Genomic DNA, 14,230 nt, shown 5'->3' with positions numbered 1-14,230 from the left:
CCTTCCGGGCGTTTTCAGTGGTACCTTCCGCCGAGACGCTTAGCCGGCGATCTTTTCGCCGTAAGCCTTCTGGGCATAGTAGTGGCCGAAGCGGCTGTCGAGGAACGCGTCGAGGCCGATATCTTCCTGCCGGACGAAGCCCTTCGTCGGCAGCTCTTCCTTGGCCAGCATGTCAAGCACGGCGCAGATGCTCGATGCGGTGGTGATCTGGATGGCGCTCATCATGCGACCTGCAACGACAGCACTGTAGACCTTGTTGGCGTAGGTCTCCTGCACAAGTCGACCATTCTTCCAGCCGGAAACCGTCACGAAGATGATCACGACGTCCTGCATCGTCGAGGGTAGCGCGTGCTCCAGGATATCCTTCAACACTTCGCGGCGGTGGCGCAGGCCAAGATCGCTGAGCAGCGCCTTCATGATGGCCGCATGGCCGGGATAGCGGATGGTGCGGTAGTTCAGGGTCCGCACCTTGCCCTTCAGCGTTTCGCACAGGGTGCCGAGGCCGCCGGACGTGTTGAAGGCCTCGTAGGTCACACCATCAAGGGAGAACTCTTCGCGTTCTTCCAGGGCCGGAACTTCGATCAGCTGTCCGTCGACGATGGCCTCGCAGGGCTCGATGTACTCGTTGATTACGCCATCGGTGCTCCAGGTCAGATTGTAGTTCAAGGCATTCGAGGGATACTGCGGGAGGGCACCAACGCGCATGCGGACGCTGTCGAGCGTGTCGAAGCGGCTGGCAAGATCGTTTGCAACGATCGAGATGAAGCCCGGAGCCAGGCCGCACTGCGGAATAAAGGCGGTGGACGCGCTGGCCGCAATCGCCTTGACGCGGCGCGTGGATTCGACGTCCTCCGTCAGATCGAGGTAGTGCACGCCGGCCTCGGCGGCGGCCTCGGCAATTGCGATCGTCAGATGGAACGGGGCGGCACTCAGGACGGCAAACTTGCCGGAGAGAAGTTTGACCAGCGAAGCGTGGTCGGCAATGTCGACTTCCGCAAGACTGAGGGTGGAATTCGCCTCCATGTGATCCAGCTGCTGCTTGCTGCGGTCGGCTAACGTGACGTGGTAGTCGCCGGAATGGATGAGAAGATGGGCGATCGTCGAGCCGATCTTGCCGGCACCGATGACGACAATGTTTTTCATATGCGTTCCCTCTACTGGATCAAGAAATCTTTATGCCTTCTTTATTCCTGTCTGTTTGGTTGATTCACAGCGCGAGAATGATAAGATTGACTAGATTTTTTTGGCGTTTCGCCGGTAAGAATAATCAATATGACGATGAGTGATAAGGATAGGCAGCTTCTGTCGATTCTCAGCGAGAATGCCCGTATGCCAACCGCCGTGCTAGCGCGCAGGCTTGGCTTGTCGCGTACCACGGTGCAGGCGAAAATTGAGCGCCTGGAACGGGACGGCGTTATTGCGGGCTATGGCGTGCGGCTATCGGATGATTTCGAGGGCGGCCAGATAAAGGCGCATGTGCTCATCACCTTGGCGGCCAAGGCACTCGGGCGTGTTACGCAAGAACTGCAGTCGATTGCGCATGTCCGTTCCGTCCATTCGGTGAGTGGCAGCTTTGATATGATCGCGATCGTTGCGGCGGCATCGATCAGAGAACTCGACATGGTCATCGACAAAATTGGCGATATCGATGGCGTCGAGAAAACGCTCTCGTCGATCATCTTGTCGACGCGTATCAATCGCTAGCGTCTTTAAGTTTGGCGCGCCTATCTTTGCCTAAAGGAATCTCGATCGCCGTCGCGCCCGCCCCATATGTGGGCTCAAGACGCTGGATTGGATCCAACTGATAGGTCCATCCTTTGAACATGAGTGGAGGCGATCGTGAGGCTGGGCGCTATCCGGACGAGAAATGGAATAGCGGCCTGACGACGATCTTGCTGGTAAAGCCGCTGTGCCGCCTCGACAGTCAGGTCCCTTGAAGTCCGCGTGTCGGACCCACCGCTAGGCGCGATAGAGGGCAGCTGCACCGGTAAGTCCGGCGCCAGCCGCCGTAAGAAGGAGGGATTCACCATTCTGAAGAGGTCGATTGGCGGCATCCAGCGACAACGAGAGCGGGATCGTTGCAGCCGAAGAGTTCCCAAATCGGTCAAGCGAACAGACGGTCCGTTCGGCTTTTATCCCGAGGTTGGCTGCGACCGACTGAAATATCCGGACATTAGCCTGGTGCGGCACGAAGCGAGTGATTTCGCCAGCGTCTACAGCGGCTCTATCGAGCGCCCTTTGTGACGCGGAACTCATCATTTCGACCGCCCGCGAAAACACCTCGCGTCCATCCCGCATTGTCATGAGAAACTCGTCGGCGGCCATGCTGGAGGAGAAAGGCCTGTTGCTGCCACCGGCTGGGATCGAAATCAGATCGTAGCCGCTCCCATCCGAACATAGGTCGGCGCCAAGAATCCCGGCGGCGGGATCACGTGATGGTGTCAACACGACCGCCCCCGCCGCATCCGCAAACAGAACGCAGCTGGCGCGTTCTGCGGGGTTGATGCGCCGGCTGAGGATATTGGCGGCGATGACAAGAACGGCCCTGCCCTGTGTGCGCACGAAGGCGTCTGCGAGCGTCAGTGCGTACAGGAAGCCGGAACAGGCGCCGGCAAGGTCGATTGCGCCGGAGTTCTCCAGTCTGAGCCTGTGCGCCACGAGCGGCGCTGTTGGTGGCAGCAGATGATCCGGTGTGGAGGTTGCCAGCAGCGTCAAGCCGATCTCAGAACGGCCGATCCCGGCATTGTCGAGCGCCATGGCTCCTGCTTCTGTGGCAAGGCCGCTCAGGGTGTCGCCCTCTTCGACCCAGTAGCGCGTGCGAATGCCCGTGCGGCGCTCGATCCAGCCGGTTTCCAGTCCGAGGGATTGTTCGATTTCGGCGTTTTCAACGCAACGGCCGGGGACACTGTGCCCGAAGCCTGCCATGCGCGCGGAGCGGACGTTCCTCATGCCGGAGTTCCGATCAACACGCTTGCCGCCTCGTCGATCGCATCATAGAGGCGGTCGATCTCGGTTTCCAATATGCAGTAGGGCGGCATGAGATAGATGACATTTCCAAGCGGGCGGATGAGAAGCTGACGCTCGCGGAAGAAGGCGCGCAACCGCGGTCCTATGTCGGCTAAATATCCGTCTGAGGGAACAGCCATGTCCAGAGCGGCAATGGTTCCGGACTGACGCACATTCTGGAAGCGCCGATCTTCGGCAAAGCGAGCTAGCCCCTTCCCTTGCAGGGCAACGAGGCGATCGATGCGTGCCTGAACCGGCTCCTGCGCCCAGATCTTCAAATTCGCGACCGCAGCCGCACAGGCGATCGGATTGGCGGTGTAGGAGCTCGAATGGAAGAAGGTCTTGCGGCGGTCGGTCGAAAGATGCGCATCAAAGATCTCGCTTGTGCAAAGTGTTGCGGCAAGCGGCAAAATGCCCCCGGTCAATCCCTTCGATGTGCAGAGGATGTCGGGACAAATGCCCGCCTGTTCGGATGCAAAAAGTGGGCCCGTCCTGCCCCAGCCGGTCATCACCTCGTCGGCGATCAGGAGCACGCCGTGGGATTGGGCGATCTTGCTGAGTTCGCCAAGCAGCGAGGGCTCGAACATCTTCATGCCACCGGCGCCAAGCACCAGCGGCTCGATCAGTAGTGCCGCAACGCGGCCGGAGCGACAGGTGAGCTCGAAGGCGTCAAGCGTGTTCTGCTCCGTACCTGGCTCTGGAAAGGCAAGCCGGTCGACGCCAAACAGCAAGGGTTCATAGGCCGCATTGAAGACGCCCCTTTCGCCGACGGACATGGTGCCGATCGTGTCGCCATGATAGCCATGTTCCATGACGACGATCCGGTCGCGACCTCGCCCGGTGTTGTGGAAGAAACCGAGCGCCATCTTTAGCGCGACTTCGACGGCCGTCGAGCCACTGTCGGAATAAAAGACGTGCTCAAGCCCTGCCGGGCTTACGGCGATCAGTCCTCGAGCAAGATCCTCCGCCGGGGCGTGAGTGTATTCGGCAAAGATGATTTGGTCGTAGCACTCGGTTGCCGTGCGGATAGCCTCCATGATTGTCGGGTGCCGATGGCCGTGGGTGACCACCCACCACGAAGAGATGGCATCAAGAATGCGGTTGCCGGCCTCGTCGATGAGATAGGCACCTTCGGTCCCCACGACCTTCTTCATCGTTGGCTCAAGGGCATGCTGCGTGAATGGATGCCATACGGGGGAGCGTGTCATGACTTCGGGCTCCGAAACATCGCGACGTCGAAACCGCGATGAAAGGCCGCCATCAGTCGGTCGTGGGTAAGCGGGCTTGTTGGCTCCAGGCGACCCAGCGCGCGCGCTCCGCTCATGTGGACAATGATCTTCTGCGTCTCGATGCTCTCCTCGCCTACAAAGGCAATGCCGAAGATGGGAACCGAACGTCGCTGCAGTGCTTCCACCGACATCAGCGTATGATTGATGGTGCCGAGTGAGGTTCTGGCGCACAGGATGACCGATGCCTGCCATCGGGCGAAAACGTCGGCAAAAAGGATGTCTGATGTCAGCGGGACGAGAACGCCGCCGGCGCCTTCAATGACAAGCGGGCCGGCGGGCGTCGGCGGCACAAGTGCGTCCGGATCTATTCTCACGTCGTCGAGCGCTGCCGCGTGGTGCGGGGATGCAGGCGTCTTCAGCCGATAGGCCTCAGGGACAATCCGGTCGGGTGATACCCTGCCCAATCGGGCGACGATTTCAGCATCCGTCTCCTCGTTGAGCCCCGCCTGAACAGGTTTCCAGTAGTGTGCCCCGAGCGCGGCTGTCAAAGCGGCCGAGAAGACTGTCTTGCCGATACCCGTATCGGTGCCGGTGACGACGAAGCGCTGCGTCATTGCTGCTCCTCCCGCAAGGTGACGGCGAGGTGCTCGAACAATCGGGAGACGGTCGTTTCATCGACGCTCAAGGTGATGGAGATGCGCAACCGCGCCGTGCCTTCGGGCACGGTTGGTGGACGGATGGGCCTGACGTCGAAGCCCTCGCGGCGCAAGTGCTCGGCGATGAGCACCGCGCGATGATTGTCGCCGATCACAACGGGCAGAATCTGCGATTTGCTCGCGTGCATCCCGGTTGCCGCTTCCATCTCGCGACTCGCGTAAGATACGAGTCCGGCAAGCTTGTCGCGCCGCTCGGGCTCATCGGTGAGGATCCTCAACGCCTCTCGCACCGTGGCAGCCATCAGTGGAGACGGTGCTGTCGAATAGATGAAATTCCGGGCGCGGTTGATAAGGAAATCGCAGATGATAGCCGGTCCAAGGATGAGTGCGCCCGATGCGCCAAGCGCCTTGCCGCAGGTATGCAGGGTAATGCAGTTTTCTGGATGACCGAGACCCTCCGACAGACCGCGCCCGCCCTGGCCGTAGACGCCCGTCGCGTGCGCCTCGTCGATGATAAGAAAACCATCATGCTGCGTTGCAAGCTCCATCAGCTCGCGAAGCGGGGCGCGATCGCCGTCCATGGAATAGAGGCTTTCGACGGCGATCCACGGGCGCCCCGTGCCGCCGGCACGACGCCATGTGCGGATCGCATCGGCGACTGCGTCGACGTCGTTGTGTGTGGTTGCGACCGACGGTGCGCGACTTTTCGAGACCCCCTCATGGGCGCTGGCATGGATCAGCGCGTCGTAGACGATGATGTCGTCGCGCTGCGGCAAGGTCGAAAACAGCGCCACATTGGCGGCATAGCCGCTGCCGAAGTAAAGAGCCCGCGCCGCTCCGAAATAAGCGGCTGCCTCCTGCTCCAGCGCCTCATGCTCGGGATGATTGCCGCGAAGCAGCCGCGAGCCCCCTGCCCCGACCGGCACGCCGCGATCCATTGCGTCGCGAAGGGCGTCCTTGAGCCGCATTGAATCGGCCAGGCCGAGATAGTCGTTCGAGGTGAAATCGGTGCCGGATAGCGCGACGAGGCTCCGGCTCCTCCCCTTGCGATCAAGGCCGGCGAGCTTGCGCTCATAGACCGCAAGGTTGGCGGCGGTCATTCCGCTCGCTCCAGTTGCTCGGCCTTCAGCCCCAGGCGACGAAAGAGTGCCGCATCTTGATCCTCGCCGGGATTGTCCGCTGTCAGCAGGGTCTCGCCCACGAAGATCGAGTTGGCGCCCGCAAAGAAACAGAGCGCCTGGGTCTCGTCCGACATGTCCGTCCGACCTGCGGACAGACGGACATAGGAGGTGGGCATCAGAATGCGTGCCAGTGCGACGGTGCGAACGAAATCGATCGGATCGATCGGCTGAGCATTGGCGAGCCTCGAGCCGGCGATCGGAATCAGCATGTTGATCGGCACGCTCTCGGGGGGTGTCGGCAGGTTTGCAAGCGTGACAAGCATCGAGATGCGATCTTCCGCCGTCTCGCCCATGCCGAGAATACCGCCGGCGCAAACCTTGATGCCCGCTTCACGGACATTGCCAAGGGTCTCCAGCCGATCGGCAAAGCTGCGGGTCGTGATGATTTCGCTGTAGAAACGCTCGGAGGTATCGATGTTGTGATTGTAGTAGTCGAGGCCGGCGCCGGCGAGCCTGGCGGATTGCTGCGGTGTCAGCATCCCAAGCGTCATACAGGTCTCCATCCCCAGTGCGCGGACGCCCTCGACCATCGCGACAATCGCATCCATGTCGCGGTCCTTGGGGCTGCGCCAGGCGGCGCCCATGCAGTATCGCGTGGCGCCCCCGTCCTTGGCCTTTCGCGCTTCGGCGAGAACGCGCTCGACTTCCATCAGTTTTGAAGCCTTGAGCCCGGTCGGATAGTGGGCGGACTGGCTGCAATAGCCACAATCCTCGGCGCATCCGCCGGTCTTGACCGAGAGGAGGCGGCTCATCTGCACCGCGTTCGGGTCGAAGTTGGCACGGTGGACGCCGTGAGCACGATAGAGAAGGTCGTTGAAGGGCAAATTATAGATAATCTGAGCTTCTGAGTGGGTTGCGAAGCCTAAGGGAGCGCTGCTGCCTTTGATTTCTTGCGTCGAATTCGCTGAAGGGGACTGCATTGGTCCAAAATCCTCTCGTCATGAAGCTTCGATTCGTAGATAGAAGATATTTTTATCTATAATTGTCTGAAATGGTATTAGGCAAGCGTGTTTTTCTGGTCATCCCTGATGACGGAGTGGGCCGCCAAGCAGGCGCTCGGTCGGGCCTGCGTCCTCAGGACGTCTGGCCCAGGCTACTGCAACAGCCGGGATCAGGCGTGCCTGCCAGGAGCGAGTATGCCTTAACTTGCGGTAAGGGCGCCGCAAGGGCGGTGGACTAGCTCGTCCATTTCGGGTGTGCAGACGGAGCAGTGTGACACTATTGGACCGGGTGTAAACCACGTCGGGCTTTCCGGTCGTCGACACTAGCCGACGATCGCAAACCGCTCGCGGGAGGCATGCTGCAGTCGCCGCGGCGGTCCCCCGATCCATTGCACGTGCCGCTCCAACGCGGTCACGGCATTTTCGACCTTGCCGGCACGAAGAAATGTGAGAATGGTGCGATGATCGTTGTCGACCCGTGGCTCCCAGTCTGTCAGCCAGGTGGCGAACAGAAATCGGGCGCTCGCGGCATGAAGGTCGTCAATGGCGGAGAGCAAGCGTGGCATACCGCAAGGCTCAAGGATGAGCCGGTGGAATCTGCGATTGGCCTCTTCCCAGGTGCGGACATCGCGCGCATTGTCGCCGTCGATCGTCGCCTGTTCGGCTTGATCGAGACGTGACGGCGTGAGGTGTTCGGCCGAGTGGCGCAGTGCAAGACCTTCGAGGGCGGCGCGCATCTTCGCAACCTCCTGCACCTCCTTGAGATCGAAGGAGGCAACACGAACGCCGCGGCGCGGTTCGCTGACGGCGAGGCCTTGCGCTTCCAGGCGACGCAAAGCCTCGCGCACGGGGACGTGCGACGATCCGAACTCCTCGGCGATATGGTCCTGCTTGAGCTTGGAGCCGGGCGGCAGGGCGCCGGTCACGATGCGCTCTGCGAGCGCGCGACTTATACGGCCGGCTATCGTGTCGTCATTATGAATAGTCATATTTTAGAGATAGTTCCTGCGCTCGACGCTGTCGAGGTGCGTGCCACGCGTGGCTGTGGATTTGTCTGCGGCATCTATCCGACGGTTTGGGAAGACGATGGATCATGACAATCTGGCCGGCAGCATCCTTGCCTGATGTTGGCGGCGTCGCGAAGCGGCTTCAGGAGTCTCGCTAAGGGGATTGCATGCATCCTGCGCGGCCGATTGACTGCTCGGCATCGCGGTGGCGATGGTGTCTCTGAAGCAGCTTTTCAGACATGGAACCGGGCCCTCAAGCGTCATTTCGTTTCTGGTCGCTACGTTGCTCCGAAAGCGTCCGAACGAGAGGGCGTGGCTCGCTGCCGGCACACGAGCGACGAGGTGGTCGGCGGTCTCCGGCCGCCACGAGTGGCTGATCCAAGCGGGCGTTGAAGGCTCCTGTGGATTCACAAGAGATGTTCTGCGCTCGTCGACCAAACGCGCCCGCCTTGCGGATCCACGAATTTGACCCGATGGAGGGGTGGTTTTGCCCGGAACCGCCACACTGGTATGCCGGGGCGAGGTGCCGAGGCGGACAGGAGACGGACTGCAGCCCGAGCAGTTGCCGACAGTGATCTCTGGTCGGCACGAGTGAAGACACTTGCGGATTCAAGCGCGTTCAGTGGTCGTCGGCATAAGCGTCCGCCTTGGCGATATACCATGCAATCGTTGGGTCGGCCTGCGCGAGGCAGTGAGAGCATCTCGACGCCTTGGGTTGGTTGCGCGGTTTGTGATCGCGCCATCTGCTTGAAGCTGGATAGTGGGCTCGGCATAAGCTGTTTGCTGATGATCTCAGCTTACATCGATGTCGTTGCGTGGAGCCGGCGTCGCGCGCGAACGCCGTGCAGCCGTGGGCCTCCTATGCCCTGGGACGTTTGATGGCGCGCTTTTCCTGGCAGGGGTCTCTGGCGCTCAGGCAGGACTAGCGCAAGATGTTCGGCACACAGGCCACGGCAACGATCACCGGGAGTGCCTAGGGCATTTCATTTGCCTGCCGCCAGTGAGGTTGACAGTGGGAAGCACCGGTTCGTAGGAGGGCCTTGGAGAGGCCTCTAGGTAGGGTGAGGCTGCGGCAGAGGGAGGGTGTCGGATGGGTTTGGTAGTCTCGTTGGTGGCGAGACGGGCGGCTGTCATTGCGCAGTTAGACAGAGTTCCCCGCGGGGAACATTTGGGGAGACATCGGTCCGGTGCTGCCGTTGAAAAGGGCGTCGGTTCGCCCGGTAGCCCGTCACGCTAGGGTCCTTGCTGGCTGAAGATTTCGCAGATAGCCGGCGGAATACGGTTGACAAATCACTGTCTCATCCCGGATTCTGTGAATACGCTCACGATGCAGGGCCGTTCACAGGAGGCGAAAGCGGTTGATTTTGGACCCGATGCCCCCCCCCGCAAAGCCCCTTTGGCGGCATTTTCCAGTCTGTGGCGCCGGTCAAGGCAATAGGGTCTAGCGGAAGCGAATGCGGAATTAATTGCCGTAAGCGAAAATATGCGTGGTTAACCAATGATTTAGTCGACGTAACGCTGGCCTCGTCAGCAGACGCTTCGGAAGCGATCGACGCACGTCGAAAGCACTTTTTCTCCCGGTCGTTTCCACCAGTTCCCCGCCGAAAAGATCTCCACCTCCTGCGGGCCGCGATAGCCGGCCGTTTCGATGGTGCGGCGGATTCCCTTGAGGTCTATGACACCGTCTCCCATCATCCCGCGGTCGAGTAAAAGATCCGTTGTCGGAACCAGCCAGTCGCAGATGTGGTGTGCCAGGATGCGGCGAGACGCGCCGGCGCGCGCGATCTGCTGCTCCAGTTTCGGATCCCACCAAACATGGTAGACGTCGATGGCAACGCCGACGCCGTCGCCAAGTAGGTCACAGATATCGAGCGCCTGCTCGAGCGTATTCACGCAGGCACGATCGGCAGCATACATCGGATGCAGCGGTTCGATTGCGAGCGGAATGCCGGCGGCGTGCGCATGCGGGAGGATTGCGGCGATACCATCGGCCACCATTTCGCGCGCGTGGGCGATATCTCGGGATCCTACAGGCAGGCCGCCAACGACCAGGACGAGGCAGTCCGCTTTGAGAGCGGCAGCCTCATCGATCGCCTTTTTGTTGTCGTCGATTGCTGCGGCGCGTGCCGCTGCGTCGGCCGCGGGGAACATGCCGCCGCGGCAAAGGCCCGTCACCTGCAACTTGTTGTCGGCGACGATGCGAGCGGCTTCCGAGAGACCGATGGCGTGGACCTGATCGCGCCACGGGGCGATTGCGAGGATGTCCTGTTTCAGGCAGGCTTCGACGGCCTGCCGCATATTGTACTGCTCGCGAACGGTCGCGAGATTGATCGAAAGGCCGTCGACTGCCATGCGTGTTCCTCCCTCACCTCGCCGGTGCGAAGTGGATGCCGTGGTGTTTCAAATCCCCGCTGTGGCGAGGACTGTTTTCATTCGTTCGGTGGCAAGATCCGGGTCACGCAGAACCCGAGCCTGGTCGGCAAGGCGGAAGAGTTCCGCAAGATGCACGATCGAGCGCGCGCTCTGCTGGCCGCCGAGCATCTGGAAGTGATTCTGGAAGTCGTTGAGGTAGGCCAGGAAGACGACACCGGTCTTATAGAACCGGGTCGGCGCCTTGAAGATATGCCGCGAAAGCGGCACGGTCGGCGCCAGGATATCGTGGAAGCCGGTAAGATCGTCTTCCGCAAGCTTTTGCAAAGCAGCGCTCGCCGCAGGCGCGACGGCATCGAAAATACCGAGCAACGCGTGTGAGTACCCCTGTTCGTCCCCGGCGATAAGCTCGGCGTAGTTGAAGTCGTCTCCGGTGTACATCTTGACCGCCGGATCAAGCTTCCGGCGCATGACGATCTCCTTCTCCGCTGAAAGCAGAGAAATCTTTACGCCGTCGACCTTGCTTGCATGATCATTGATGATGGCGACCGCCGTCTCCATGGCCTGCGTATCATTGCGCGAGCCCCAATAGCCGGCGAGCGCAGGATCGAACATGTCGCCGAGCCAATGGATGATTACTGGCTGGCGAACCTGTCGCAGGATGCGGTCATAGACACGCACGTAATCCTCAGGGCTCTTGGCGGCCGCGGCGAGAGCACGGCTTGCCATGAGGATGATCCTGCCGCCCTGCTCTTCGACGTAGGCGACCTGCTCTTCATATGCGTGGGTCACATCGTCAATGCTCACATCCGGACCGGGGGGCAGATGGTCGGTGCCGGCCCCGTAGGCGATAAGCGCATCAGGGCGTTTGCGCGCTGCCGATTGGACATTGGCGATCAGTTCCTTGGCGCCCGTCCAGTCAAGCCCCATGCCGCGTTGGGCCGTGTCCATAGCCTCGGCCACACCGAGGCCGAGATCCCACAGGTATTCGCGGAACGCGACGGTGCGCTCCCAATCGATGTTGCGATCGAGCCAGGGATCGTTGTCGGCCAACGGATCGACCACCACGTGCGCGGCGGCAAAGGCGACGCGGTTGAAGGCGTGCCCGCCGGCCGGGCGTTCCGGTGCGGCAAGCGGTGAGTTGGCGACCGTGTAATCCTGCAGGGTACCGCCGGAAACGGGAAGACGAAGTGTCGCTGTCATGGTCGTCAGGCAACCTTGCGGACGGAGGAGTCGGCGAGCGAGGGAACATCGACCCAGCGGCGTTCCTTCCAGCTTTGGTGTGCCAGTTCGGCAAGTTGAACGCCCTTGGCGCCTTCGCGCAGGGTGAACTTCCACGGTGCGTCCTCGACGACGTAGCGCAGGTAGTCTTCCCACTGCGCCTTGAAGCCGTTGTCGAACAACTGGGTTTCCGGCACCTCGTCCCAGGTCTTGTAGAAGTCGATTGTCTGCGGCTGGTCAGGATTCCATACCGGCTTCGGCGTGTTGACGCGATGCTGGGTCCAGCACTTCGTCAAGCCGCACACGGCCGAGCCATGGGTGCCGTCGACCTGGAAGGTCACGAGGTCGTCACGACGCACGCGAACCGCCCAGGAGGAGTTGATGTGGGCGACGATCCCGCCTTCGAGCTCGAAGGTCGAATAGGCCGCATCGTCGGCATCGGCCCGGTAGGTCTTTCCATTCTCGTCAACGCGACTTGGGATATGTGTGGATCCATAGCAGCTGACGGCCTTGACCTCGCCGAATAGGTTGTCGAGCACGTAGCGCCAGTGCGGCAGCATATCGAGGATCATGCCGCCACCATCGGCCGCGCGATAGTTCCAGGAGGGGCGTTGCGCCTTCACACCCCAATCGCCTTCGAAGACCCAGTAGCCAAATTCTCCGCGCACCGAGAGTATCTTGCCGAAGAAGCCGCTGTCCCTCAGCAACGCGATCTTGCGCAGCCCTGGCAGGTAGAGCTTATCCTGCACGACGCCATTCTTGACGCCGCGCTGCTCGGCAAGCACCGCAACAGAAAGCGCCTCCTCGAGCGTCTCCGAGATTGGCTTTTCGCAATAGACATGCTTGCCCGCCTCGATTGCCTTTTTCAGCAGCGCAACGCGCATTTGCGTCGAGCCCGCATCGAAGAAGATCTTGTTGTGCGGATCAGCAAGGGCGCTATCGAGATCGGTGGTCGTGCGCGTCAGGCCGTGCTTGCGGGCAATCGCTTCGATCTTGTCGGCGTTGCGTCCGACGAGGACCGGATCGGGCATCAGGCGGTCGCCGTTGGAAAGCTGAAGGCCGCCCTGCTCGCGGATTGCCAGAATGGACCGCACCAAATGCTGGTTATAGCCCATGCGGCCAGTGATCCCATGCATGATAATGCCAAGCGAAATCGTCGCCATCTGCGTCTTCCTCCCAATAAATAACTATTTAGTTACATAAGTGACATGCGCTCCCCATGCTGTCAACCCGGCCCAGGAAACACGCACTTGTTGTGGCCCCGAACTCCCGCAGCGTCGCCTGCATTCGTTGCGGCGATCCCGTAGCGCAATCCTCCCGCTTTGCCCTGAACGCCGGATGCAAACCGCTGGATATCCGTGGCAGAACCCCTTATGCGGTAAGCCAAGTGATTGGTTTGAATTCCGGCAAGTCGAGTCTATGAAGGCAATTTCTGGCACCAACCTAGAGCAGGCGAAATCGCACAACCGGCGTGTCGTGATCGAAGCGATCCGAACGAACGGGCCTTTGTCGCGGGCGGCACTGGCTCGGTTGACGGCACTCAGCACGCAGACGGTATCGAACATCGTCGAGGAGTTGGAAGGGGCTGAGTTGCTGAAGGCGGAAGTCCCGCAGAAGGCGGCTCGCGGACAGCCGATCACGCCCTACTCGATCAATCCGAACGGTGCCTATTCCATTGGTCTGGAGCTGGAGCGGGATCATGCGGTTGGCGTGCTGACCGACCTTTCGGGACGTGTCCGGGCCCGGATCGAGAAGGCCGTCGACCGACCGACGCCCGGCGAAGCGATGCCGATCCTTGCCGGTATCGCCGACGAATTGCAACGGAGCTTCCGCTTCGATCGCGCCCGCCTGCTTGGTGCCGGCATTGCGATGCCGGGGCGTTATGCCGCCGAAGGCGTGACATCGCTCAGCCCGGTGACACTGCCTGGCTGGCAGGATTTTCCCGTGGCCAGGGAACTTGCAGCGCTTGTTGGCGTGCCCGTTCTCGTCGAGAACGACGCCACGGCTGCTGCGATCGGCGAGCGGCTCTACGGCGTCGCTCGCGGCTTAAACAGCTTTGTCTATCTGTTTCTCGGCGGTGGCATTGGTGCTGGCATGTTTCTCGACGGCCATCTCTACAAGGGAAGCCGCAGCAACGCCGGCGAGATCGGCCATATGATCGTGGTCCCGAATGGTCTTGCCTGCGTATGCGGCAAGCGTGGTTGTCTTGACCGCTATGTCTCGCTCGGCTCGGCCTATGAGTATCTCGACATTCGTGATCTTGAACAGCACGATCCCGAAACCCTTGCCGCCCTGATCGAGCAAGGGAACACTCGGATTGACGCCTGGGCAGAGGCTGCTGCCGAACCCTTGCGTCAGACAATCGATTTTCTGGAGCTGGCCTTCGACCCGCAGACGATCGTGCTTGGCGGTTCGATGCCTCCATCGCTGCTGCAGCGCCTCGCTCGTCAGCTGGAGCCCTTGCATACGCCCGTGAATCCGGGGGAGGAGCGAAACCTTCCCCGCATCATGATCGGAGCGACCGGCAGAGACACGGCGATCTTGGGCGCTGCGGCACTGCCGATCTTTTCGGAAACGAACCCGCAGTTCGATGTCCTTCAAAAGCCTCTAGGCTGATAG

Annotated in this window: 11 protein-coding genes and 1 pseudogene; 2 read left to right on the top strand and 10 right to left on the bottom strand. The window is 61.0% G+C overall.

Annotated elements, in window-relative coordinates:
• Positions 1–39: 39 nt before the first annotated feature.
• Positions 40–1,143, bottom strand: coding sequence for a saccharopine dehydrogenase family protein (locus tag K9B32_RS26315; RefSeq protein WP_224567831.1), 1,104 nt, complete (start codon positions 1,141–1,143; stop codon positions 40–42).
• Between the two features lie 129 nt (positions 1,144–1,272).
• Between K9B32_RS26315 and K9B32_RS26310 the strand changes: the two genes are divergently transcribed.
• Positions 1,273–1,704, top strand: coding sequence for an Lrp/AsnC family transcriptional regulator (locus K9B32_RS26310; RefSeq protein ID WP_224567829.1), 432 nt, complete (start codon positions 1,273–1,275; stop codon positions 1,702–1,704).
• 255 nt (positions 1,705–1,959) lie between these two features.
• Here the strand turns inward: K9B32_RS26310 and K9B32_RS26305 are convergent, their stop codons facing one another.
• From K9B32_RS26305 to K9B32_RS26265, 9 genes and pseudogenes are all read right to left on the bottom strand, one after another.
• Positions 1,960–2,949, bottom strand: a complete 990-nt coding sequence (locus K9B32_RS26305; protein WP_224567827.1) for a beta-ketoacyl-ACP synthase III — start codon at positions 2,947–2,949, stop codon at positions 1,960–1,962.
• Positions 2,946–4,214, bottom strand: coding sequence for an adenosylmethionine--8-amino-7-oxononanoate transaminase (locus tag K9B32_RS26300; protein WP_224567825.1), 1,269 nt, complete (start codon positions 4,212–4,214; stop codon positions 2,946–2,948). The genes K9B32_RS26305 and K9B32_RS26300 overlap by 4 nt, the downstream gene beginning before the upstream one ends.
• Entirely contained in the window at positions 4,211–4,849 is a 639-nt protein-coding gene (bioD, locus tag K9B32_RS26295) for a dethiobiotin synthase (protein ID WP_224567823.1), read from the bottom strand. The genes K9B32_RS26300 and bioD overlap by 4 nt, the downstream gene beginning before the upstream one ends.
• A complete protein-coding gene (locus K9B32_RS26290) occupies positions 4,846–5,991 on the bottom strand; it encodes an 8-amino-7-oxononanoate synthase (RefSeq protein ID WP_224567821.1) in 1,146 nt (381 codons plus the stop codon). Before K9B32_RS26290 ends, bioD begins: the two co-directional genes overlap by 4 nt.
• Positions 5,988–6,917, bottom strand: a pseudogene (gene bioB / locus K9B32_RS26285) (biotin synthase BioB); the annotation flags it as partial. The pseudogene bioB and the gene K9B32_RS26290, both read right to left, overlap by 4 nt.
• Positions 6,918–7,336: 419 nt before the next feature.
• Positions 7,337–8,002 (bottom strand): GntR family transcriptional regulator, encoded by a 666-nt coding sequence (locus K9B32_RS26280; protein WP_007800526.1) that lies wholly within the window; start codon positions 8,000–8,002, stop codon positions 7,337–7,339.
• A 1,545-nt stretch (positions 8,003–9,547) separates the two neighbouring features.
• A complete protein-coding gene (locus K9B32_RS26275; protein WP_224567817.1) occupies positions 9,548–10,372 on the bottom strand; it encodes a sugar phosphate isomerase/epimerase family protein in 825 nt (274 codons plus the stop codon).
• A 48-nt stretch (positions 10,373–10,420) separates the two neighbouring features.
• Complete coding sequence (locus K9B32_RS26270; RefSeq protein ID WP_224567815.1) at positions 10,421–11,593, bottom strand: dihydrodipicolinate synthase family protein; 1,173 nt, start codon at positions 11,591–11,593, stop codon at positions 10,421–10,423.
• A gap of 5 nt (positions 11,594–11,598) precedes the next feature.
• Positions 11,599–12,774, bottom strand: a complete 1,176-nt coding sequence (locus tag K9B32_RS26265) for a Gfo/Idh/MocA family protein (RefSeq protein ID WP_224567813.1) — start codon at positions 12,772–12,774, stop codon at positions 11,599–11,601.
• A gap of 256 nt (positions 12,775–13,030) precedes the next feature.
• Between K9B32_RS26265 and K9B32_RS26260 the strand changes: the two genes are divergently transcribed.
• On the top strand, positions 13,031–14,227 hold the full coding sequence (locus tag K9B32_RS26260) for an ROK family transcriptional regulator (protein WP_224567811.1): 1,197 nt from the start codon (positions 13,031–13,033) through the stop codon (positions 14,225–14,227).
• Positions 14,228–14,230 lie beyond the last annotated feature (3 nt).

It is taken from the genome of Rhizobium sp. 3T7, assembly GCF_020166565.1.
Lineage (GTDB): Bacteria > Pseudomonadota > Alphaproteobacteria > Rhizobiales > Rhizobiaceae > Rhizobium.
This window is presented reverse-complemented; position numbering and strand designations above follow the sequence as displayed.

Coding starts and splice junctions, on each gene's coding strand:
- K9B32_RS26265 (WP_224567813.1), bottom strand. CDS start 12,774: ATGGCGACGATTTCGCTTGGCATTATCATGCATGGGATCACTGGCCGC.
- K9B32_RS26290 (WP_224567821.1), bottom strand. CDS start 5,991: ATGACCGCCGCCAACCTTGCGGTCTATGAGCGCAAGCTCGCCGGCCTT.
- K9B32_RS26315 (WP_224567831.1), bottom strand. CDS start 1,143: ATGAAAAACATTGTCGTCATCGGTGCCGGCAAGATCGGCTCGACGATC.
- bioD (WP_224567823.1), bottom strand. CDS start 4,849: ATGACGCAGCGCTTCGTCGTCACCGGCACCGATACGGGTATCGGCAAG.
- K9B32_RS26300 (WP_224567825.1), bottom strand. CDS start 4,214: ATGACACGCTCCCCCGTATGGCATCCATTCACGCAGCATGCCCTTGAG.
- K9B32_RS26260 (WP_224567811.1), top strand. CDS start 13,031: ATGAAGGCAATTTCTGGCACCAACCTAGAGCAGGCGAAATCGCACAAC.
- K9B32_RS26305 (WP_224567827.1), bottom strand. CDS start 2,949: ATGAGGAACGTCCGCTCCGCGCGCATGGCAGGCTTCGGGCACAGTGTC.
- K9B32_RS26310 (WP_224567829.1), top strand. CDS start 1,273: ATGACGATGAGTGATAAGGATAGGCAGCTTCTGTCGATTCTCAGCGAG.
- K9B32_RS26275 (WP_224567817.1), bottom strand. CDS start 10,372: ATGGCAGTCGACGGCCTTTCGATCAATCTCGCGACCGTTCGCGAGCAG.
- K9B32_RS26280 (WP_007800526.1), bottom strand. CDS start 8,002: ATGACTATTCATAATGACGACACGATAGCCGGCCGTATAAGTCGCGCG.
- K9B32_RS26270 (WP_224567815.1), bottom strand. CDS start 11,593: ATGACAGCGACACTTCGTCTTCCCGTTTCCGGCGGTACCCTGCAGGAT.